Here is a 21,623-nt window from a genome sequence, read left to right as displayed (position 1 = left end):
TTGACAGCCAGAACCCCAAACAGCTCCATTCACGGTCGAAGCCGCGGTGGAGCTGTTTTTATAAGCGAGGTCAGGTGCTTGAAGAAGAAAACGGGACTCATTATTTCGTTCGCATTAGTCGCAGTAATCGTGGCGGTCGCCGTTCTATGGCATTCGAAGCAAAATCCCAATGCGGCGACGGTCAACGAGAAGATCGTTCAGGTCGAAAGCTTTCACGTGAGTGCCGATACCGCCCATCTGCAAACGTTGGCGGAGGGCACTGTATTTGTCTATGGAAATGAAGCGACTGCCGAGCGGATACAGATCGTGGCTCGGATCGAGGTGGATCCGGCGGATTGGGGAGGCGTTGCCTTCTATGTCCCGCTCGGCTGGCGGGTTTCTGATATCGTCAGCGATTATCCCGAAAATACGGAAGCGAAACCTGCCGACTACGTCTCGACTTGGACGACAGCGTCGGCAGATTCGCGATGGCGCGCAATGATCGAAGTCGCAAGAGACCGTTCCTATACCCCGATCGGAGGCGGCAAAGGAACGATCGTGATCGATCTGGTCCCCGATAAAAAGACGGTGTCTCGTTCCACGCCGCTCCATATCGGCGTGGAAGTCGGCTCGGAGGAAAAAGACGGCGCAAAGAGTATGGGCACGGATTCTATCGAGGTGCCGGTATTTAAATCGAGGAGTGACGGGTGAGGGAGTGTCAGCCAGTGAATGTCATCGTTCATCCCTCCAGAAGTTACAGCATGGTGCGAATATCGGCAATCGATTCCCAGATGAAGTCCGGTCGCTCTTCCGCGTCTTCCGCCTGTTCGAGGGAAGTCGACCCGCTTAGCACGAGCGCCGTTCGAATGCCCGCGCGCTTGCCGAGGGCGATGTCGGAATGCAGGCTGTCTCCGATCACCAGGCAGCGTTCCGGGGGGAGCCGCAATGAGCGCAAGGCCGCATCCGACATGTACGCCGAGGGCTTGCCGACGACGACGGATACGCTCGCGCCTGTCGTACTGACGATCGCGGCGATGAGTCCGCCGACGTCGATGTTTTCTCCCCCGTCCCCGGGAAACGTCTTGTCTTCGTTCGTGACGATGATTTTCGCGCCGTGGCGGGCAGCGCGGAAAGCGGAATTCAGCTCCGCGTACGTCAAAGTCTCATGCAGCGTAATGACGAGCCAATCGGCTTCTTCGGGCGTGGCCGCCAGCTTGACGCCATGGCTGACAAACTCCTCCCGCAATCCGGGGTCTCCCAGAAGCCATGCTTGGCTATCCGGATCATGCTCCAGCAAGTAAGCAGCCGTCACGGTAGAAGTTAGCACGATTTCTTCTTCCGCAGCCGGAATCCCCAAAACGCGCAGCTTATCCTGGCACATTTTACGGGAATAGTTGCCTCTGTTGCTTAGGAACACGACCTTCTTGCCGACTGACCGGATATGCTCCAACGTCTCGCGAGCGCCGTCGATGGCTTTCGCTCCGAGGTATATCGTGCCGTCCAGATCGATAATTAGTCCGTCTATCCCATTCAAACCCATGGTGTCCAGTCCTCCTGAATCCATTCTATTTCTATTGTCCTTGCGTTCGCATGCGGATGTCAACGAGGGAAGGAGTAAATTCCCCTATTGTCATCACTTACATTCCGTAATATAATACTCTCAAAAGTTAAAACGCTTTAACTTTATTGAGCGGGAGAATGGGGTTGATTCCATAAATCAAACTCTTTAGTATTTCTTTTTTTACCTAAAAAGTTAAAGCGCTTTAACTTTTGAGTATTCTGATCACGAAGGCGCCGTCGGAACAGATCAAGCAGGTGTTCGACAGAACCTCCCTTCTTCGTCTCATCTATGGTACGTTATCTACAACATTCATTTTTTTGCACAGGAGCGTATGACGATGAAGGTCAGTATCTTTGATGTCGCCAAAAAGTCGGGGTTATCCGTGGTCACGGTGTCGAGAGTGCTTAACAATGCAAGCTCGGTACGCCAGAAGAACAGGGAAAAGGTACTGCAGGCGATGAAGGAGCTTAACTATCAGCCGAACGCCTCCGCCCGCAGCCTGGCCCGTGGCAAGACGGGGATTATCGGACTCACCTTGTCGACCTTGCACGATTCTTTCTTCGACGCTGTCGTGAAGGAAATTAACGACAGATTGGCCGGCCACGGTTATTTCCTGGCACTGTCGATCACGGGAAACGACAAAGAGGCGTTTCATCGCTCCTTGTTCCAGGAAGACCGGGTGGACGGCGTGATACTGTTGTCTCCGACGGACGAAGACGAATATATTATGGAACTGAAGCGGAAGAAGATTCCGTTTATCATGATCGACAATTCGAAGCAAAATGCTTCCGTTTCTTCGATTATCGTGGACAACTTCAAAGGCGGCTACGAGGCGACGAAACATTTGATCGAACTCGGCCATACGCGGATCGCGCATATCGCCGGACCCGATCCGTTCCTCAGCAGCCGCGAACGGGAACGGGGTTTCCTGGTCGCGATGGAGGAGGCCGGGTTGAAGCCGTACCGCATCGAACGGGGAACGTTCGAAATATCGTCGGGGTATGACATCGCCATGCGCTGGATCGATTCGGGCGAGTTGCCGTCCGCGTTGTTCGCTTCGGACGATTACATCGCTCTGGGCGTCATCGACGCCTGCTTGAATCGGGGAATCCGCATCCCGGAGGCAATGTCGATCGTCGGCTTCGACGATCAGAAATTCGCTTCGGAATTTCGTCCGATGCTGACGACGGTACGACAACCGGCGGACAAGATCGGGGCGGCGGGCGTCGATCTGCTGCTTGAGGCGATGAGCGATTCCTCCAGACGCAAGGTTACAATCCAGATCGAGCCGGAACTGATTATTAGGGAATCCACGGCGCGAATCATATAAAAAAGCAGCCAAAGGCGGGAGTGGGGACCGTGAAATATTATTTAGGCGTCGACGGCGGCGGGAGCAAGACCTATACGCTAATTATCGATGAGCAAGGAAACATCGTTGGCAAAGGGCAAAGCGGCAACGGCAATCATCAGACCGGGTACGAAATCGCGAAAGACAACATTCGCGAATCGGTCGTGATGGCTTTGGGACAAGCGGGCTTGACGCAAAACGACATTGAGTTCGCGTACTTTGGTTTGGCCGGCGCCGACAGGGAGATCGATTACGAGATTTTGCGGCCGATGATCGCCGAGCTCGGTTTTCCGCGTCACGAAATTAATTGCGATACGATGATCGCGATGCGGGCGGGAACGGATCGGCCGTACGGCGTCGTCTTGATCTGCGGCACGGGAGTGAACGGCGCGGGAGTCAATGCTGAAGGACAATTCTATCAATGCGGCGGATTTACTTATTTATTCGGAGATTTCGGAGGCGGCGGCTCGCTCTGCGTGGAGGTTTTCCGTGCCGTCGTCCGCGCTTGGGACGGCCGCGAGCGGCCGACGCAGCTTACGCAGCTGCTGCTGGACGATCTGGGATTCGACAGCGTACAAGCGATGTTCGACGATTATCTGGACGAGGGCAAATCTCCGCCAATCCGCATCGCGAAGCTGCTGTTCCAAGCAGCGAATTCGGGCGACGAAACGGCGCAAGAGATTTTGCGACGGCAGGGCGAAGAGCTTGGTTTGACCGCGAAGGCGATCATCGAGCGGCTCCGCATGACGGGCGAGGCCTTCGACGTCGTTATGGCGGGGAGCATCCTCACTCGGGGAGAAGGGGACTTCGTTCATCGTTATATCCGGGAAACCGTCGAATCGGTCGCTCCCGGGGCCAAGCTCGTCAAGCTTGAAGTCGAGCCGGTCATCGGCGCGGTGTGGCTGGCGGTGGAATCGACGGGAATTCCGCTTCCGGAGCGAATCTACGAGCGTCTGCGTTCCGTTTCGGAATTCAGTTTAGCATAGAAGAGAAGCTAATCTAACAACAGGGAGATGGAGAAGAGATGGCCAAAGGATTGAAAATCGCCGTTATCGGCGGAGGTTCCTCTTACACGCCGGAGATCGTGGAAGGCTTTATCCAAAACTACGACAAGTTGCCGATCCGGGAGCTATGGCTCGTCGATATCGAAGAGGGCAAGCATAAGCTCGAGATCGTCGGGGCACTGGCGAAGCGAATGGTGGAAAAGTCCGGCCTTCCGATCGACCTGCATCTGACGCTCGATCGCCGCCAAGCGATCGCAGGCGCGGACTTCGTCTCCACGCAGATGCGCGTGGGCCTGCTTGAAGCGCGGAAATGGGATGAGCACATTCCGAACAAGTACGGCGTCATCGGGCAGGAAACGACGGGTCCGGGAGGCATGATGAAGGCGCTGCGCACGATTCCCGTGCTGCTCGACATCTGTAAGGACATCGAGGAACTGGCTCCGAACGCATGGTTGCTGAACTTCACGAACCCGGCCGGGATGGTGACCGAAGCGATCACTCGCCATTCGAAAGTAAAGAGCATCGGATTGTGCAACGCGCCGATCGGTTTGCATAAATGGCTTAGCAAGAAGTACGAGACGACTCCGGAGCGTCTGTACACCGAATTCGTCGGGCTAAACCATCTGCACTGGGTCACGCGGATCGAGGTGAACGGGGAAGAGAAGCTGACGGAGCTTCTCGATAAGCGCGAGGAGTATTCCGGCAAGAACGTTCCCGCGACGGAATGGGATCTGGAATTTTTGCGTGGCCTAGGCGGATTGCCGTCCTATTATTTGAAATATTTCTATTTGACCGATGCCATGCTGGAGGAGCAACTGGCTTCCCTCAAGGCCGGAGGGACCCGCGCCGAGGTCGTGAAACGGGTCGAGGACGAGTTGTTCGAGCTGTACAAAGATCCGAATCTGCAAGAGAAGCCGAAGCAGCTGGAGCAGCGCGGAGGAGCTTATTACTCCGAGGCAGCCGTCAACTTAATGGTATCGCTGCACAACGATAAGCGCGACATTCAGACGTTAAACGTCGCCAACGGCAGGACGCTCGATTTTCTGCCGGAGGATGCATCCATCGAAGTGAACTGCGTCGTCACGGGCCAAGGGCCGTTGCCGCTGCCGGTTACGAAGGTGCCAGAACAGGCCAAGGGTTTGATCGCCGCTGTCAAAACGTACGAGAGATTGACGATCCAAGCGGCCATTACCGGTGATAGGCAAATCGCACTGCAAGCGATGGCCAGCCATCCGCTCGTCCCTTCCGTGAAGGTGGCCAAAGCGATGCTGGACGAGATGCTGGAGAAAAACAAACCGTATTTGCCAGCGTTTTTTAAATGAGAGCAACAGGGGACCCGATAACGGGTCCTTTTTAATTCCGTCGCGCATTATTATACAATAACAGAACAAACGTTCTGTCGAGGAGAGTGCGCGATGCCCGACTTGGTATCTCTTTCCGTCAGGGGACTCGTCGAGCATGTGTATTGCAGCGGCAGTCTCGACGCCGGGTTTCGAGCGACCAGCTCGCTCGCGGAAGGCACGAAAGCCCATCAGAGAATACAGCGGCGATACGGAGAACAGGATCGGAAGGAAGTCTATTTAAGCGCGGAGATTCCATGCGGGGATCTTCTGTTTGCCATAGACGGACGGTGCGACGGCTTGCTGACGGACGAAGGCGGCGGGATCACGATCGACGAGATCAAGTCGACGGCACGGGAGATCGGGGCGATGACGGAAACCGATTCCTCGCCCGTCCATTGGGCACAGGCTAATCTGTATGCGTATATGTACGCATTGGAGAGCGGAGTCCGCCGATTGCGCGTTCGCCTGACTTACGTGCAGAAAGATACGGAAGAAGAGAAACGGTTTGAGCAGGAAGCGGAGTTCGATGAATTGAGGCGGTATGCGGAGGGTGTCGTCGAGGCGTACGCGCCCTACGCCCGGATGATGCTTCGCAATCGGAAAGAGAGGGACGACAGTATAGCGGGCTTAGGTTTTCCGTTTCCGGCCTACCGCGAGGGGCAGCGCAAGCTTGCCGCTTCCGTCTATAAGGCGATCGATGAAGGCCGGAAGCTTTTCGCGATGGCTCCGACGGGGATCGGCAAGACGATCTCGACGCTGTTTCCCGCGATTAAGGCGATCGGGCAGGGAAAACTCGGGCAACTATTCTATCTGACGGCGAGAACGACGACCCGGACCGCGGCGGAACGAAACCGCGCTGTTGATCGACGAAGCGCACAATTTGGTCGACCGCGCGCGGGAAATGTACTCGGCCTCTCTGGAGAAGAGGAACTTTCTGGAGCTGGAACGGGAATTCAAGGGTGGATCCCCGTCCTTGCACGCTGTGGCCAAAGCGATCAACAAGTGGTTTATCGAGCTCAGGAAAAAGTCCGGCGGGCAACCGATCATCATGCATGACGCTCCTTCAGAGCTGTTGGAGCTGGCCGAGGCGCTCGCGACGCTCGCGGAGAAGGAACTTGCCGGGAACGGTAAGGGCGCGGAAAGCGCGAACTTATTGGAGGCGTACTTCGCCGTCGCCGGATTTCTGAGAATCGGGAAGTTATATGACGAGCGGTACGTGACGTATGTCGAAGTTGAGCGGAACGAGGTTCGGCTGAAAATGTTCTGTCTGGACCCCTCGCACCTGTTAAAGCAAATAGGCAAAGCCTACCGCTCACATGTGTTTTTCTCGGCGACATTGTCACCGCTGAACTATTTTATGGATATGCTGGGTTCGGAGGAAGAGGATTATTCCATCAAGCTCGGTTCCCCGTTCCGGAAGGAGCAATGGGATGTGACGATCGTTCCCCTCTCGACGAGGTATACGGATCGGGAACGAACGAAAGAGAGGCTTATTGGCGAGTTGTTGTCGTTCATTCGGAAGAGACCGGGCAATTATTTGATTTTCTTCCCGTCGTACGAGTATATGAACGATATCTATCAGGGTGTCGTCGCGACAACGGGTGAGTCGATAAAAACCTTGCTTCAGACACCGGATATGACGGAGGAGGAAAGAGAAGGTTTTCTCGCGGCCTTCGATGCGGGTAACGAAGGGACTTTGGCGGGCTTTGCGGTCATGGGCGGGATTTTCTCGGAAGGTGTCGATTTGGTCGGGAACAGGCTCGGCGGAGTGGCGGTGATAGGAGTGGGTATGCCGCAGATCGGACTGGAACGTAATCTAATTAAAAATCATTTCGGCGAGTCAGGTCGGGTCGGCTTCGATTACGCATACGTGTATCCCGGCATCAACAAAGTGCTGCAAGCGGGAGGTCGGCTCATTCGCTCGGAACATGACTGCGGATCGCTTATGCTCGTCGACGACCGGTATACGCAACTAAAGTACGCCCGACTCCTTCCGGAAGAGTGGCGCGAATAAAAACTCGCATGTTATATTAGGTGTTGCTTAATTGTTTATGAAAGGGGCATCCATCACAGTGTCCGTATTGAATATCGTTCCTTTCGGGGAATCTATTTTGCGCAAGAAAGCCAAGCCGGTAGAAGAACTCACGCCGAAAATGATCAAATTGCTCGACGACATGGCGGAGACGCTCTACGCGTCGGAAGGCCGTGCGGGATTGGCCGCGCCGCAGGTCGGCATTCTCAGAAGGGTGGTCGTCATGGATTGCGGCGACGGCCTGATCGAGCTGATCAACCCGGAGATCCTCGAGATGAGCGGAGAACAGGAAGGAGCGGAAGCCTGCCTGTCTTATCCCGGCTTTCATGGGTACGTGACAAGGGCCAACTACGTCAAGATTTCGACGATGAACCGGCAAGGGGAGAGGGTCGAAATAGAGGGCGAAGGATTTCTTGCCCGCTGTATCCAGCATGAGATCGATCATCTGAACGGCGTCCTGTTCGTGGACCATGTGAAGGAGCCATTCCTGTACGACGACGAGTCGAAGCGTAAGATCAGCCTGTTCGAAGTCGTCAGACTGACGAATCAAGGGTTGTAATTCCGAAGTGCGAGGTTCGATCAAGCCATGAAAGGGAACAATGATAAAGCTTGATCAAACAGCGCTAGGAGGGGTTCGGATGGCCGAACACAACCATGTCGTGGATAAAGATGGAGATATCGATCCGGACAAGGTCGGGGACGCGATCGCGAGGATTGAACCGGCGGAACGCGAGCGAATACTGAGGAATTTCGACGAATTCAAGGGCTATCTACACAGGAGAATTCGCATGGCCGAGAACATCGGACTGAGCGAGGAACAGATGGCGATTATTGCTCAGAAGGTCGCCGATTATTTGGCTGGCCACGAAGAGCCGCGCAATAGCGAAGAGCTTCTGCTGCAGGAGTTGTGGAAGATCGGAACGGAGGACGAGCGGCATATGCTGGCGCATATGCTTGTACGTCTGGCGCAGGAAAAGCAAACCCATTAGAAGGGAAGAAACCCGCTCGATCCGAGGAGCGGGTTTTTCTTATAACAACGAGTCAATCTCTATGTGTAATAACGATACAAATCATCGTTGTTGGTCCAACTCTGTCTGATGGGCGATGAAACAGCGATACAAAACATCGTAATTAGCGACAATATTGCGGCTTGGAAACGAGGTTTCGGCGATTAACGATGCAAAGCATCGTTAATGCGGCAGCAAAACCAATGGGTAGCTCGCATAGCGATGTTAAACATCGTTGTTCATAAGTTTCTCGAAACAATCCGAACGCATCGTTCGTCAAATGGATAGGAGGTGCGTTCGGTTGATGAAAACAATCGGTTTGCTGGCGTTTGCGGTCATGTTCGTTCTTGCGGGGTGCGCCCCTGCTGAGTCCGGTACTGGCCCTAAAGTAAGCACTCAGTCCAACGAAGATCCTTCCCTGGTGCGGAAGAAGGCATTCGCTCTTGTGGATTGGAAGCGGCTTGATCTGCAAGAGGTGAAGGTGAGCCGTTCCCAAAGGTTCGGAAGCGTCTATCCGGCAGTCCTCGGCACTTTCGTGAGCGAAGAGGATCTGGCCTTGTTCGAAGAAGCTTTCAGGTCCGCAGAGAAAATAGAAGGGGTATTGGATGTCGCCATGCCGGAGTACGATCTGACGTTCTCGAGTAAGGACGGAGAGACGGGCTTCCACCTCTGGCTTGGTCAGAGCCCGGGCCGCAAGGGATTATATACATACGTGGAAGACACCGGGACGGGCTATACGATATCGGAAGAGTATGCGGACCGGCTGCGCCAATTGATTCGCTCAATCCGTTACGGTCCCGAGCAGGCGATAAGCAACGGGGATATCGTAAACTTGCACGGCGAACTCTCCAATCTGCAGAAATGGACTCAATTTGTTGATCAGGTGCGGCAAGGCAATCGGGGGGAGGCGCATCTGACGACGTACACGATCGAAGGAGACCCGATCTTTCAAGACTTGCTCTTCGACGGGGAGGTCATCCAATTTGCGTTCGACAATACGATGGACGGCTTCGGGACGCCGACGAGGTCGAATGCGTTCTGCAAAAACCTGGAGGAGGACGATCAGGTATTCACGTTGTCCAAATGCGATCGGGAAGGGCCGGCATTTTATTTTTCTGCGAGACCGCAGTAAGTAGCGCAAACAAACAAGCCCCTTGGAGCGCAAAGGGCTTGTTTGTTTATTTGTTGGTGCTATGCTGCTTGCCCGGCAGCTTCTTGCCTGGATTCTCGCTGGAGTTGCCATGGCGCTGTCGCTTGCGGTTGCGCTCGTCTTTGTTCTGGGTATCGTGCAGCTTGGCTACGAACTCATGCGTATCGTCCATACGAAAGAATGTCCCTCCTAAATTCGAATATGCTTATATACTTTCCCCTAAAGTGTGATTTCTAACAATTCGCAGCTTGCCGAAGAAGACAGGAACCTGATAAGATTTTTGTAAAGTTATCGAATTCATCTCAACGACAGGAGTCCGACATGAAATTCGCCGTTCAGTATTTATCTTTTTTCGTCATTCAGAACGAAGGGTCCGATCCGAACGGCCCTAAGAAATATAAGCATTATCAGACGCTCACCCACGAAGAATACCAGGACAGCGAGCTTAAAGCGTTCCTCGACGGGGAATTCAAACGCATTGCGAAAAGGAAAGCGGAAGTCAACGCCGTATCGGAGAACGTGCCGACCAAGATCGGACGATTCATCGTGGAGCCGGGGTACGATCTGACGAGCAACCCTAACTACAACCTATTCCAACGGCTCAGAACCGCGACGGACAAAACGGAATTTCACCATTGCAGCGACGATGTCCTTCGCCTGTATATGGATACGATTTCGGTGAGAGGCGGCGCGTTCGTGCTCGCGACGGCCAAGCTGAACGACCTGTTCGACGATCCCTTCCTGTTCCTGTTCAAATGCGACTTCGAGTCGAAGATCGCGCGGGTGTCCGATGAGCGAAGCCTGATTACGCAGGTGGAGATGGCGATCAACGCGAAGAACATCAAGTCCATCCAATATCCGCATATGCCGGAGGAAGGTATGATCGAGGAGTGGGAGCTGAAGATTCACCAGGCATCCCATGCGCGTTATTTCGAGGATTTCTTGAAGTACGTCAGCTATGAGAAATCGAAGCCGGAGATCGTCGCCGATCAAGTGATGGGTCTGGTTCATCAGTATATGGAGACGAAGTGGCAGGCGGCCGATATTCCGTACTACGACGTTGCGGAAGAAGGCGAGGATGCGCCTTCGGCGCCGGTGACGGAAGAAGTCGCGGCCATGCGCCAAGAGAAGCAGCAGTTTGACGTATGGGCGGCGGGGGAGAAACGCGAGCTTCAGGAAAAATGGGCCCATGATCACGTCATGGAAGCGACGAAACAAATCGTGGAGCTGCAGCCGGACCTCGAGTTGAAGTTTAAGCTGGACGACATTCTGATCAAAGGGCATATGGACGATTACGGTAACAACATCCACATTGCCAGAATGAACGGACGTTACGTCGTTCTGATCGAAGGGGACTCCTTTCAATTCGAGAAAGGGGTATCGCCGATCGAACTGCTCCATCCGGAGGAGATGCAAGAAGTACTGCAGCGCGTCGGCAACGGCGTGCGCAGGCGCGCGAGCGGCGAGGCGCCACCGTTGGATTGATGCATGATGAGGGCTGTTCCTGGTGCAAGTCGCGAGACTTGCCGCTCAAGGGGCGGCCCTTCTTCGCGTCATGGCGCTGTAACGGTCCGGCAGACCGTTACAACCGCCGAACCCCCGTCCGCGTATACTGTAACGATCCCGCAGACCGATATACCCGCCAAACTCCCGTCCGCGTGCGCTGTAACGATCCCGCAGACCGTTACATCCGCCAAACCCCCGTCCGCGTGTGCTGTAACGATCCCGCAGACCGTTACAACCGCCGAACCCCCGTCCGCGTGTGCTGTAACGATCCCGCAGACCGTTACACCCGCCGAAACCCCATCCACGTGCGCTGTAAAGATCCCGCAGACCGTTATAACCGCCGAAACTCAATCCACGAGCGCAGTAACGGTCCCGCAGACCGTTACAACCGCCGACACCCCGTCCACGTGCGCTGTAACGGTCTCCCAGACCCTAACAACCACCGAACCCCCGTCCGCGAGCGCTGTAACGGTCCCGCAGACCGTTACAACCGCCGAACCCCCGTCCGCGTGTGCTGTAAAGATCCCGCAGACTGTTACAACCACCGAACCCCCGTCCACGTACGCTGTAACGGTCCCCCAGACCGTTACAACCGCCGAAAGCCCATCCACGTGGGCTGCAACGGTCTCGCAGACCGTTACACCCGCCGAAACCCCATCCAAGTGCGCTGCAACGGTCCCGCAGACCCTTACACCCGCCGAAACCCCGTCCACGTGCTCTGTAACGGTCCCACAGACCCTTACACCCGCCGAAACCCCATCCGCGTGCGCTGTAACGATCCCGCAGACCGTTACACCCGCCGAAACCGAGTTAAATCGTGCAAATGGGAGTACATGCGTCTGTAGTCCGACGAACCCCATCCATGTGCCCTGTAACGGTCCCTTGGGCACGATTTCAAATCATTGGAGTTCGTGAACCGTCCGTGATAGGTTTATAATTAATAGAAGCTGACAACAAAATTATCTTCATCATCTATCGAGGGAGAATCTATGAACCTTGAATACAGTGAAGCGAAAAGAAAAAATAGAATAGCGAACGGGCTAAGACGAAGGCTGGCTGGATTGCGCGAACGTGACTCTGGGATATGGCGATACGGAATCGTCTTGCTGTGGATGCTCAGTGGCACCGCTGCCGCTCTTGCCGCCCTTGGCATGCCGACTGGGTTCGGAACTACGTTCGACGTAGTCGCGGGTTTCTTGCTGAGCACGGCGGGAATGGCGATCTCGTCTTGGACGGTCGCGGTTCTGCTTGCACTCGCGGGAGCTAGGGTTCCGCGGTTTACGATAGGCGGTTTCCTCTATACGGGGGTCATCGTTTATTGCGTCCTTATGTATTCCGACCTCGGGTGGAAGGCTTCGCTCGTTTTCTCTGCGGCATGCACGCTTGTGACTTTGGCGATCGGCCTTGCAGTCGGCGCGATAGCGGTGCTGAGCGTGCGCCGCAGGTTGCTCGCGATCGGCGTGGCGGCACTCGCCGCGCTCGTAACGATCGTATCGATTGTCGGTGTTTCGCAACCTGCGTCGGAAGATCGTGCGGCGGACGGCGACCGGGAAGTTGCCAAAGGCGACGGCGAAGTCCGGGCGCTGTCCGTAATTCCGTCCGATCCGTCCCAACAGGGAAGCTACTCTTACCGTTACTTGACGTACGGCAGCGGGAAGGATAAGCATCGCGCCGACTTCGGAGAGCAAGCGGATATGCGATCTTCGTCCGTCGATGCTTCGGCCTATATCAAGGACTGGCCGTGGTTAAGGAAGCAGTTCTGGGGCTTCGACGAAACGGCGCTACCTCTGAACGGAAGAGCGTGGATGCCGGATGGCGACGGCCCGTTTCCGGTCGTGCTGATGGTTCACGGCAATCATCTGATGGAAAATTTCTCGGACGACGGTTACGGCTACTTGGGGGAATTGTTGGCAAGCAGAGGGATCGCGGCGATCTCGGTCGACGAGAATTTCCTGAATTACTCGACCTGGTCGGGCATTCCGGATCAAGATATGAAGCTGCGCGCGTGGATGCTGCTGAAGCATATCCAACTGCTGGAGTCGTATAACGAGCAAGAAGATTCACCGTTCTACAATCGTCTTGATCTGGAGCGAATCGGTCTTCTCGGGCACTCACGCGGCGGCCAGGCGGCCGCGATGGCCGCGGATGCGGAACGATGGTTCTCGGAGGACGCGGATCTGCCTAAGAACGGCACCTACAGAGTCAAAGCCGTGATCGCCTTGGCTCCGACGGATACGGAGGTAGATGGCGGCAAACCCGAACTGCGGGATATATCGTATTTAACGCTGCAAGGCGCAAAGGATGCGGATTTGGTCAACTTTTACGGCGATCGTCAGTATGGTCGGGTCTCGTTCTCGGGCCACACCGATGCATTCAAGGCGTCCTTGTATATCGAGGATGCCAACCATAGCCAGTTTAATACGTCCTGGGGGCGATCGGACAACGCACTTCCCGCGGGATTGTTTATTCGTCCGAAAAAAATGCTAGAGGCGGAAGACCAGCGCCAGATCGCCAATATCTACGTGTCCGCGTTCGCGGAAGCGGTATTCCATCAATCGAAACAATATGACGCGTTGTTTCGGGATTATCGGGCAGGGAGCGAGTACCTTCCCGAGACGCGTTATTTCAACCAGTACGAGGATGGGGATTTCCGGCCGTTGGTCGATTTCGAAGGGGAGGACCGCACCTCTCCTTCTCCCGGAGTCGCGGCCGAGGCGACCAATCTGACCGAGTGGCGCCAAGCGGAAGCATTGAATCGGCAAGGAGAAAGCAAAGAGGGCAAAGGCGCAGTGCTAGAGTGGAGAGACGAGGCTTCGTTTTCGCTTCAGCTCGTTCCGTCGCTCGTCGGTGGACTGGACAACGATGAGATTCTGATGTTTTCTCTTGCGAATATGGGACGGGAGCTTGAAGCAAATACGGAGGCATTCGAGGATCCGGACGAGATCGAAGCGCTGCAGAAAGCCGTGGAATCGCCGTTGTCGATCGACATCGAGCTGGAAGACCTTTCGGGCCATTCGGCAAGGCTTCCGCTCGACGAGTTCATGCAGGCGGAGCCGCAAGTCGCGACCGAGTTCACCTGGCTTCCGCGGCTGGAGGCCGTCGTGTCCGAGGGGAAGTTCAAGGATACCGAGGAGCCGGTGTTTCAGACCTACGAGCTTCCGCTTAAAGACTTTACCGATGCCAACCCCGACTTTGATCCGGCAGAATGGACGCGGATTACGTTCCATTTCAACGAAGGCCCGGGCAAGGTCATGCTGGGCAACGTGGGGTTGACCGCGGGGTGAGGCGTATCTGGGAAGCGAGACCCTGTAACAGGGGTCTCTTTTGCTATGCCGTAAAAAAAGAAAAAACCGTTTACCCTCGGACGCAGTCTAATGGGTAAAGGAGGGGCTTCATGGATACGGAACAACTGGCGCGAGCAGCGAGTCAAGGCGACGATGAAGCCTTTTACCTGCTGATCAACGCCGAGAAGGAACGTCTTTATAGAATTGCTTACTCGTATTTGCGTAACGAAGCGGACGCGCTCGAAGCCATTCAGGAGACGACTTGCCGGGCTTACGGCAAGCTTCGCCAATTGAAGGAGCCGAAATATTTTCTTACATGGTATATCCGCATCTTGATTCATTGCTGCATCGACGAACAAAAACGCAGACGCAGAGCCTTCTTTCCTTGGAACCTATCGGAGCGCGCTCCGGAGCCGCAAGGTGATACGGATGACAAGCTAGAGCTGGAGGAAGCGATCGGGAAGCTGGAGCCGCGGTATCGGCATGTCATTATCCTGAAATATTATCAGGACATGACATTGACCGAAATCGCTCGCCTGCTAGAGAAGCCTGAAGGGACAATTAAAACATGGCTGCACAAAGCGCTCGCGCAATTGAGGCAACAAATCGGACGGGAAGGGGGCAACGGATATGTCGAAACATGATTCTTTGGAAAGCGCCCTTTATTCCGGCGGAGATGAACCCTCGGGAATTCAGGTTCCCCCGAATCTGGACGAGTTCATCCGAAAAGGGATCGAGCTCGGACAAGCGGAACGGCGCAGGGGACGCAAACGGGCAAGACGGCGGTTGTGGACGGGGAGTGCGGCTCTTATTCTGCTCGCCGCCTGCGTGTTCTCGATTCGCCTATCGCCGGCGTTCGCCTCTTTGCTGCGCGAGATCCCCGGTCTGGAAACCTTCGTGAACTATATTCGCAGCTCGGAAGACCGGTCATTAGGATGGGCGCTAGATAACGATCTCGTGCAACCGCTTGGAATATCCGAGGATTACGAGGGCGTGTCACTAACAATCGAAGGGCTGATGGCAGACAACAACCGGGCGGTCATATTCTATTCCATCGATAGTAGGTCTGACCGCGTATTCGCCAAGTTGGACAAGTGGGAGATAACCGATCGGAACGGAGAATCGCTCGGCGCCATGATCAGCTCCGGCGAGACGGGCGTCGAGCAAGAGAAGCCGTTCAAAGGAAAGAGCAGGGGGACGATCGACATTCAGATGCCGGAGGGCAAACGGATACCGGATGTCGTTGTCGTGAAGACGACGCTTCAGAACGGCGATCCGGAGAATCCTAACGCGGTGAAGAATGCGCCGAATCCGTTCGTCGAACCTCCTTCGGTCATCGTTCCGGATCTGCTGAACGAGCATCAATACGAAATCGCGGTCCCGGTCGACCATTCGAAGTTCGAAGGGATGAAGCGGGAGTACGAGATCGATAAGACGATCGAGGTCGAAGATCAGCTCATTACGTTCACCAAAGCGACCGTCCACCCTTTGCAAGTGACGTTGACAGTTATAGGGGACCCTCGCAACACGAAAAGGATCTTCGGCGCGGGAGATATTCGAATGACCGACGAAACCGGAGCGGAGTGGAAATCGTTCTGGAGCATGGGAGAGATCGAGGACGGCGCGACAATCGGCTTCGAGAGCAGCTATTTTCACGAGCCTAAAGAGCTCTATATTGAAGGAGGTTGGTTCCGAGCCTTAGATAAAGATAAGCTTGAGGTCGTAGTCGATACCGAACGGGGGCAAATCATCCACGCGCCGGACTCCCGTTTACAGTTAACGGCCGTAGGTCCTTACGGGAAATTCAATAAGTTGACGTTTTCCCTTACGGTAAATAAAGAGTTAGACAATATGTTCTACGGCGGGATCTTCGCTTCCGAATACAAGGATGCTTCCGGCAAAAAATACGAAATGGTGTCTATCCCAGGAGGAACGATATCGGGGGCGACGGGCATGGGTGGTCCCGGTGAATATGAAAGTTATTTTTATCTGGAGGACGTTGACTACAAGCAGCCGCTTACCTTGAGCGTCTACTCGTATCCGAGCTACATTCGCGAGCCATACAAAATTCGGATTAAATAGCAGGCGACTCGGGACTGCGGGGAAGACGAAGATTCCAAAATTTCGCGGGATCGGCTATAATGTGAGCATACAAGTAAATCACATCGCTGTGAGAACGATGAGAACAGCTGCCAGGCAGGTGCGAACTCCCCGAGTCCGTGTCCGATTCGGCAGCTGTTTTTTGCGTCCTAGCGGCATAAACCGAATCCGGAAACCGGCGCGGCCGAGAAAGGTGAGAACAGATGGGCTTGTTGAACATGCATTCGGTCATACCGGCTGTCCGCAATATGAAAGAATTCGAGCAAGCGCTCGCTTCTTCGCAAGAGGTTATTTTTCTGCTCGAAGGGGAGCTCATACAATTGCAAGGAATCGTATCCAGCGCCAAGCGGGCGGGCAAGAAAATATTCCTTCACCTTGACATGGTTCGTGGCATTAAGGAAGACGAGGCTTCGATTCATTTTCTGGCTAAGGCCGTCAAGATCGATGGCGTGATCAGCACCCGAACCTCGAGTCTCATCCATGCAAAGAAATACGGTCTGAAGGCTGTGCAGAGAGGGTTTCTGATCGATTCCCATTCGGTCAAGACGATCATCCATTCCGCGTCCCACGTCCAACCTGATTTTATCGAGATTCTGCCGAGCTACTCTCACCCGAAGATCGGGATTATTCAGCGGGAGACCGGCATCGACATTATTCTAGGCGGTTTTATCGACGGTCCGGAGGACTTGCCGCCGTTGTTCGCGGCGGGAGCGATCGCGGTATCGACGAGCAACGCGAACATGTGGAAGTAAGCGACCTATTTTCTGATACGGGAGGTTTATCGGTGGAGCGATACATTTTGTCTTTGGATCAAGGTACAACGAGCTCGCGGGCGATCCTGTTCGATCATGAGGGACAGATCGTGGGCAAGGCGCAGCAGGAGTTCAAGCAATATTTTCCGCAGCCGGGTTGGGTCGAGCACAATGCGAACGAGATCTGGGGCAGCGTGCTGGCGGTGATCGCGACGGTGCTCTCCGAGACCGGGGTGAAGCCGGAGCAGGTCGCTGGGATCGGCATTACGAACCAACGCGAGACGGCGGTCGTATGGGACAAGGAGACGGGAGTTCCCGTGTACAACGCGATCGTGTGGCAGTCCCGGCAGACGGTGGATATCTGCGAAGAACTGAAGCAAGCTGGTTATAACGATAAGTTCAGAAGCAAAACGGGACTGCTGATCGACGCGTACTTCTCCGGGACCAAAGTCAAATGGATTCTCGATCGCGTGGAAGGAGCCAGGGAAAAGGCGGAGCAAGGGAAGCTGCTGTTCGGCACGATCGACACGTGGCTGATCTGGCGGCTTTCCGGGCGCAAGATTCATGTCACCGATTATACGAACGCGTCCCGTACATTGATGTACAACATTCACGAGCTGCGCTGGGATCCCGAACTGCTGGAGCTGCTGACGGTGCCCGAGCAGATGCTGCCGGAAGTGCGGCCATCGTCGGAAGTATACGGATTGACGGACGCGCATCATTTCTTCGGATACGAGATTCCGATCGCGGGCATCGCCGGAGATCAGCAGGCGGCATTATTCGGTCAGGCGTGCTTCGGCCAAGGGATGGCGAAAAACACGTACGGAACCGGATGCTTCATGCTGATGAATACAGGCGAAAAGGCGGTGTCGTCCGATCACGGACTGCTGACGACGATCGCGTGGGGGCTGAACGGCAAGATCACTTATGCGCTGGAGGGCAGTATTTTCGTTGCGGGGTCGGCCATACAGTGGCTGCGCGACGGACTGCGGATGTTCGCCGATGCAAAGGATAGCGAACGGTATGCGGCTCGGGTCGATTCGGCGGACGGCGTGTACGTTGTCCCGGCTTTCGTTGGCTTAGGCACTCCTTACTGGGATAGCGACGTGCGCGGCGCCGTATTCGGACTCACCCGAGGCACGACGAAGGAACATTTCGTTCGCGCGACGCTCGAATCGCTCGCTTATCAGACGAAGGATGTGCTGAAGGCGATGGAGACGGATTCGGGCATTCATCTGTCCAAGTTGCGGGTGGACGGAGGGGCAGTTAAGAACGACTTCCTGATCCAATTCCAGAGCGATATGCTCGGCGTTCCGGTGGAGCGACCCGTCGTGAACGAGACGACCGCGCTCGGCGCGGCTTATTTGGCGGGGCTTGCCGTCGGTTTCTGGGAAAGCGAGGAGGAAATCGCGCGGCAATGGAGCATGGATCGCTCGTTTGCCCCTACGATGCCGGCCGCCGAAGCGGATCGCTTGTACGAGGGCTGGGGGAAAGCGATAAGAGCCGCGATGGTTTTCAAATAAATGCATAATATGATACAGTAATCACAAGTAAATCATGAGGTCAGAGACGTTGAGAGACCGCTTCGCGTTATGTGTATTTGCGCATAATGTGTTTGCGGTCTCTTTTTATTTTCGAGAGAAGAGGGATTCGGGATGGAGACAGGGGATTTCTCCGGAAAAAATAGATCGACGTTCCTCGCCGACATGAGGAAGGAAGAGGTTGATCTGCTCATTATCGGAGGAGGCATTACGGGAGCGGGAATCGCGCTTGATGCGGCTAGCCGAGGTTTGAAGGTGGCGCTCGTGGAGATGCAGGATTTCGCGGCGGGGACGTCGAGCCGTTCGACGAAGCTAGTGCACGGCGGCTTGCGGTATCTGAAGCAGTTCGAAGTGAAAATGGTGGCGGAAGTCGGCAAGGAGCGGGCGATCGTCTACGAGAACGGTCCGCACGTGACGACGCCGGAATGGATGCTGCTGCCGATATACAAAGGCGGGACGTTCGGCTCGTTCTCGACCTCGATCGGATTGCGGGTCTACGATTACCTGGCCGGCGTCAAGCGGAACGAAAGACGGATGATGCTCACAGCGGACGAGGCGTTGCATAAAGAGCCGTTGCTGAAGAGAAGCGGGCTGCTTGGAGGCGGCTATTACGTGGAATATCGTACGGACGATGCAAGGCTGACGATTGAAGTCATGAAACGGGCGGTTGAGCTCGGAGCGCTGGCAGTGAACTACGCGAAGGCAGAGAAGTTGTCGTATGCTGACGGGCGCATCTGCGGAGCGACGGTGACGGACCTGCTGACGGGAGAGACCGGGGAAGTGCAGGCCAAGGCAGTCGTAAACGCGACGGGACCGTGGGTCGATACGCTGCGGGAAATGGATCATTCCAATCGCGGCAAGAAGCTGCGTCTGTCCAAAGGAATTCACCTGGTCATCGACCAGAGCCGGTTTCCATTGCGGCAAGCGGTCTATTTCGATACGGAAGATAAACGGATGGTATTCGCCATTCCGCGCGACGGGAAGACGTACGTAGGGACGACGGATACGTTCTACGACGGAGACAAGGCGCATCCGACGATGACGGAAGAGGACCGGAAGTACGTCATCGATGCGATTAACTTCATGTTTCCCGACACCCGTATTACGGAAAAGGATATTGAGTCGAGCTGGGCAGGCGTGCGGCCGCTCATCTACGAGGAAGGGCAAAATCCGTCCGAGATTTCCCGGAAGGACGAGATCTGGGAGTCGGAGTCCGGTCTGATCACGATCGCGGGCGGAAAGTTGACCGGGTACCGCAAGATGGCTGAGGATACGGTGGATCTGGTGGTTCGGAGGTTGGGCGGGCGCGTGCGGGCAACGGCTTGTCGCACGAAAGAGATTGCGATATCCGGCGGCGACGTGGGCGGTTCGCAGCGGTTAGACGATTACGCCGCCAATGCGGCGAAGCGGGGAGAAGCGTCGGGGCTAGCGCCGGAGATCAGCTTGAAGCTGGCGCGTTTCTACGGCTCCAACGCGGAGCGAGTGTTCCGCTATGCGGAGGAGGCGATAGCGGAATCGCATCGATACGGCTTGCCTATAGATCTATACATGCGGGTGAGGTATGGCGTGGAGGAAGAGATGGCCGCGAAGCCGATCGATTTCTTCGTGCGCCGGACCGGCGCGATGTTTTTCGATATCGAGACGGTCCGGATGCGGAAGGAAGGGGTCGCCGCGCTAATGAAGGATTTGCTCGGCTGGAGCCCCGAGCTCGCCGCCGAATACGCGGCAGAGCTCGACAATGCGCTTCGGGATGCCGTTATACCGGCCGATCTGCAAGAGCGGAACGACGCGTCTCGTAGATCGCCAGACGCTGGCGAATAACTTCGAACAAGGAGACCGGACAGCCATGGCGCCGTGCCAACTCGATCAGGTACCCGTGGATATGTTCGGACTCGGTGGGCAGACCTTGCGTCATATCCCTTAGCATGGAAGTTGTGCTGGCCGAAGACATGCCCTCGACGATCGCCATCTGCTTGTTGGTATAACCTTCGGATAATCTGCCTCCGGCCGCCCGAACGACGCGTTCGGTTTCTTCGAAAGCGCGGCGGAACGTCTCCAATCCCGGCTCGCTATCGCGAATCTCGCCAACCGTCGCTTGGAATAACGTCGTTAGTCCCGACATGACGGAAATGAAGGCGTATTTCTCCCAGAGGTCTTGTTCGATATCGGCCCTCTCCGAGAATAGCGATACGCCGGACAAGGTTTGGTGGACGATTTCGTATTCGGTGTCCGTCAGGTTTGCGCGATAACGTCCGTACGTATATCGGTGCATCGCAGTCAGATGGCGGATCGAGCCATCTTCCTCAAGCGTCGCTTCGATGCGCGCGACGCCTCCGAGCAGCGGTTGTCCAGGCAGCGCTTCGGCGATCTGTTCCATGTGTTTCATACCGTTCAGTAACGGAAGAATCGCCGTACGGGAATGTAAGTACGGCTTGAGTTGATCGAGCAACAGGGGCAGCCCGTAGGCTTTGGACGCAATGACGGCAAGATCGAACGGACCTCCGGTTTCACCAGCGACCAGCAACGGGGGATGACCGACATAATCGCCGCTAGGGCTAAGCACGACGAGGCCATTGGCGGCGATTTGACGTTTGCGGCCTTCCCGTACGAGCAACGTGACGTCGAGTCCGGCTTCGAGCAAACGTGCCGCGGCATATCCGCCAACGGCACCCGCTCCTACCACGAGAATTTTCATATTCGTTCAACTCCTTATAGATTTGCGAGAATCGGAAATATTCCTATCATATCCGTATCGAGGATGCTCGGGCAAGTCTTGTGGGGGAATCAGCTTGGAGGCCTTAAGGAGATTTCTCGAAAAAATCGTGCAACTCGCTGCGGTGGCGAGAAAAGTGGCAGAGATACTCGAAAGAATCGTACAACTCGCCGCGGTGGCAGTAGAGTCCATATAATTGTGTAAAATGGCTGTTGGTAAACATTAAATAAAGCCATGTTGAAAGTTCTCTCTTAGAATGAGGTTGTCGAGACAACATTCATCGGAGGAATATCAACATGACTC

At 55.3% G+C, this 21,623-nt stretch carries 21 protein-coding genes and 1 pseudogene; 17 read left to right on the top strand and 5 right to left on the bottom strand.

Annotated elements, in window-relative coordinates:
* Nucleotides 1-78 precede the first annotated feature (78 nt).
* A complete protein-coding gene (locus FPZ45_RS12055) occupies nt 79-690 on the top strand; it encodes a hypothetical protein (protein WP_144701715.1) in 612 nt (203 codons plus the stop codon).
* A gap of 43 nt (nt 691-733) precedes the next feature.
* Here the strand turns inward: FPZ45_RS12055 and FPZ45_RS12050 are convergent, their stop codons facing one another.
* The gene (locus FPZ45_RS12050) at nt 734-1,519 is read right to left on the bottom strand and encodes an HAD-IIA family hydrolase (RefSeq protein ID WP_144701712.1); all 786 of its coding nucleotides are present in this window, start codon (nt 1,517-1,519) and stop codon (nt 734-736) included.
* Between the two features lie 358 nt (nt 1,520-1,877).
* Here FPZ45_RS12050 and FPZ45_RS12045 point away from each other — a divergent pair, with 358 nt between their 5' ends.
* The 9 genes and pseudogenes from FPZ45_RS12045 to FPZ45_RS26020 all read left to right on the top strand — a co-directional run bounded on the left by FPZ45_RS12045 (nt 1,878) and on the right by FPZ45_RS26020 (nt 9,406).
* Nucleotides 1,878-2,870, top strand: coding sequence for a LacI family DNA-binding transcriptional regulator (locus FPZ45_RS12045; RefSeq protein ID WP_144701710.1), 993 nt, complete (start codon nt 1,878-1,880; stop codon nt 2,868-2,870).
* Between the two features lie 29 nt (nt 2,871-2,899).
* Nucleotides 2,900-3,874, top strand: coding sequence for an N-acetylglucosamine kinase (locus FPZ45_RS12040; RefSeq protein WP_144701707.1), 975 nt, complete (start codon nt 2,900-2,902; stop codon nt 3,872-3,874).
* Nucleotides 3,875-3,912: 38 nt separating this feature from the next.
* Nucleotides 3,913-5,214, top strand: a complete 1,302-nt coding sequence (locus FPZ45_RS12035) for a 6-phospho-beta-glucosidase (protein ID WP_144701704.1) — start codon at nt 3,913-3,915, stop codon at nt 5,212-5,214.
* 93 nt (nt 5,215-5,307) lie between these two features.
* On the top strand, nt 5,308-6,291 hold the full coding sequence (locus FPZ45_RS25945) for a PD-(D/E)XK nuclease family protein (RefSeq protein WP_342780045.1): 984 nt from the start codon (nt 5,308-5,310) through the stop codon (nt 6,289-6,291).
* Nucleotides 6,218-7,249 carry an ATP-dependent DNA helicase gene (locus FPZ45_RS25940; protein WP_342780052.1) on the top strand — a complete coding sequence of 344 codons (1,032 nt, stop codon included), beginning with the start codon at nt 6,218-6,220 and terminating at the stop codon, nt 7,247-7,249. Before FPZ45_RS25945 ends, FPZ45_RS25940 begins: the two co-directional genes overlap by 74 nt.
* 58 nt (nt 7,250-7,307) lie before the next feature.
* Entirely contained in the window at nt 7,308-7,826 is a 519-nt protein-coding gene (def, locus tag FPZ45_RS12025) for a peptide deformylase (RefSeq protein WP_144701701.1), read from the top strand.
* A 79-nt stretch (nt 7,827-7,905) separates the two neighbouring features.
* Nucleotides 7,906-8,256: a DUF3243 domain-containing protein gene (locus FPZ45_RS12020; protein WP_144701697.1), complete on the top strand. Its 351-nt coding sequence runs from the start codon at nt 7,906-7,908 to the stop codon at nt 8,254-8,256.
* Nucleotides 8,257-8,554: 298 nt separating this feature from the next.
* Nucleotides 8,555-9,001 (top strand): annotated as a pseudogene (locus FPZ45_RS26100) (hypothetical protein); the annotation flags it as partial.
* 45 nt (nt 9,002-9,046) lie between these two features.
* On the top strand, nt 9,047-9,406 hold the full coding sequence (locus FPZ45_RS26020) for a DUF4362 domain-containing protein (RefSeq protein ID WP_425457002.1): 360 nt from the start codon (nt 9,047-9,049) through the stop codon (nt 9,404-9,406).
* Nucleotides 9,407-9,452: 46 nt separating this feature from the next.
* On the opposite strand, the gene FPZ45_RS12010 is transcribed toward FPZ45_RS26020, so the two are convergent.
* A complete protein-coding gene (locus tag FPZ45_RS12010; protein WP_144701691.1) occupies nt 9,453-9,596 on the bottom strand; it encodes a DUF4023 family protein in 144 nt (47 codons plus the stop codon).
* Between the two features lie 149 nt (nt 9,597-9,745).
* Here FPZ45_RS12010 and FPZ45_RS12005 point away from each other — a divergent pair, with 149 nt between their 5' ends.
* Nucleotides 9,746-10,909, top strand: a complete 1,164-nt coding sequence (locus tag FPZ45_RS12005; RefSeq protein ID WP_144701688.1) for a DUF3900 domain-containing protein — start codon at nt 9,746-9,748, stop codon at nt 10,907-10,909.
* Between the two features lie 68 nt (nt 10,910-10,977).
* On the opposite strand, the gene FPZ45_RS12000 is transcribed toward FPZ45_RS12005, so the two are convergent.
* Both FPZ45_RS12000 and FPZ45_RS11995 read right to left on the bottom strand, forming a co-directional pair.
* Nucleotides 10,978-11,235, bottom strand: a complete 258-nt coding sequence (locus FPZ45_RS12000; protein ID WP_144701685.1) for a hypothetical protein — start codon at nt 11,233-11,235, stop codon at nt 10,978-10,980.
* Between the two features lie 42 nt (nt 11,236-11,277).
* Nucleotides 11,278-11,820 (bottom strand): hypothetical protein, encoded by a 543-nt coding sequence (locus FPZ45_RS11995; RefSeq protein ID WP_144701682.1) that lies wholly within the window; start codon nt 11,818-11,820, stop codon nt 11,278-11,280.
* Between the two features lie 99 nt (nt 11,821-11,919).
* Between FPZ45_RS11995 and FPZ45_RS11990 the strand changes: the two genes are divergently transcribed.
* From FPZ45_RS11990 to FPZ45_RS11965, 6 genes are all read left to right on the top strand, one after another.
* Nucleotides 11,920-14,214, top strand: coding sequence for an alpha/beta hydrolase (locus FPZ45_RS11990; RefSeq protein WP_144701680.1), 2,295 nt, complete (start codon nt 11,920-11,922; stop codon nt 14,212-14,214).
* Nucleotides 14,215-14,324: 110 nt separating this feature from the next.
* Nucleotides 14,325-14,858 carry a sigma-70 family RNA polymerase sigma factor gene (locus FPZ45_RS11985; protein ID WP_144701677.1) on the top strand — a complete coding sequence of 178 codons (534 nt, stop codon included), beginning with the start codon at nt 14,325-14,327 and terminating at the stop codon, nt 14,856-14,858.
* Nucleotides 14,845-16,296, top strand: coding sequence for a DUF4179 domain-containing protein (locus tag FPZ45_RS11980; protein WP_144701674.1), 1,452 nt, complete (start codon nt 14,845-14,847; stop codon nt 16,294-16,296). The genes FPZ45_RS11985 and FPZ45_RS11980 overlap by 14 nt, the downstream gene beginning before the upstream one ends.
* Nucleotides 16,297-16,517: 221 nt before the next feature.
* Nucleotides 16,518-17,066, top strand: a complete 549-nt coding sequence (locus tag FPZ45_RS11975) for a glycerol-3-phosphate responsive antiterminator (protein ID WP_246120426.1) — start codon at nt 16,518-16,520, stop codon at nt 17,064-17,066.
* Nucleotides 17,067-17,098: 32 nt separating this feature from the next.
* Nucleotides 17,099-18,589, top strand: a complete 1,491-nt coding sequence (gene glpK, locus FPZ45_RS11970; protein ID WP_144701671.1) for a glycerol kinase GlpK — start codon at nt 17,099-17,101, stop codon at nt 18,587-18,589.
* Between the two features lie 132 nt (nt 18,590-18,721).
* Entirely contained in the window at nt 18,722-20,428 is a 1,707-nt protein-coding gene (locus tag FPZ45_RS11965) for a glycerol-3-phosphate dehydrogenase/oxidase (RefSeq protein WP_144701668.1), read from the top strand.
* On the opposite strand, the gene FPZ45_RS11960 is transcribed toward FPZ45_RS11965, so the two are convergent.
* A complete protein-coding gene (locus FPZ45_RS11960) occupies nt 20,364-21,302 on the bottom strand; it encodes a ketopantoate reductase family protein (RefSeq protein WP_144701665.1) in 939 nt (312 codons plus the stop codon). The genes FPZ45_RS11965 and FPZ45_RS11960 overlap by 65 nt on opposite strands.
* Nucleotides 21,303-21,623 lie beyond the last annotated feature (321 nt).

Source organism: Cohnella terricola, from assembly GCF_007786475.1.
GTDB classification, from domain to species: Bacteria; Bacillota; Bacilli; order Paenibacillales; family Paenibacillaceae; genus Cohnella; species Cohnella terricola.
Note: the sequence above shows the minus strand (reverse complement) of the source record. Positions and strands in the feature narration are given on the sequence as shown.

Coding starts and splice junctions, on each gene's coding strand:
- FPZ45_RS12050 (WP_144701712.1), bottom strand. CDS start 1,519: ATGGGTTTGAATGGGATAGACGGACTAATTATCGATCTGGACGGCACG.
- FPZ45_RS12045 (WP_144701710.1), top strand. CDS start 1,878: ATGAAGGTCAGTATCTTTGATGTCGCCAAAAAGTCGGGGTTATCCGTG.
- FPZ45_RS12035 (WP_144701704.1), top strand. CDS start 3,913: ATGGCCAAAGGATTGAAAATCGCCGTTATCGGCGGAGGTTCCTCTTAC.
- FPZ45_RS25945 (WP_342780045.1), top strand. CDS start 5,308: ATGCCCGACTTGGTATCTCTTTCCGTCAGGGGACTCGTCGAGCATGTG.
- FPZ45_RS12020 (WP_144701697.1), top strand. CDS start 7,906: ATGGCCGAACACAACCATGTCGTGGATAAAGATGGAGATATCGATCCG.
- FPZ45_RS12010 (WP_144701691.1), bottom strand. CDS start 9,596: ATGGACGATACGCATGAGTTCGTAGCCAAGCTGCACGATACCCAGAAC.
- FPZ45_RS12005 (WP_144701688.1), top strand. CDS start 9,746: ATGAAATTCGCCGTTCAGTATTTATCTTTTTTCGTCATTCAGAACGAA.
- FPZ45_RS11990 (WP_144701680.1), top strand. CDS start 11,920: ATGAACCTTGAATACAGTGAAGCGAAAAGAAAAAATAGAATAGCGAAC.
- FPZ45_RS11985 (WP_144701677.1), top strand. CDS start 14,325: ATGGATACGGAACAACTGGCGCGAGCAGCGAGTCAAGGCGACGATGAA.
- FPZ45_RS11980 (WP_144701674.1), top strand. CDS start 14,845: ATGTCGAAACATGATTCTTTGGAAAGCGCCCTTTATTCCGGCGGAGAT.
- FPZ45_RS11975 (WP_246120426.1), top strand. CDS start 16,518: ATGGGCTTGTTGAACATGCATTCGGTCATACCGGCTGTCCGCAATATG.
- FPZ45_RS11965 (WP_144701668.1), top strand. CDS start 18,722: ATGGAGACAGGGGATTTCTCCGGAAAAAATAGATCGACGTTCCTCGCC.
- FPZ45_RS11960 (WP_144701665.1), bottom strand. CDS start 21,302: ATGAAAATTCTCGTGGTAGGAGCGGGTGCCGTTGGCGGATATGCCGCG.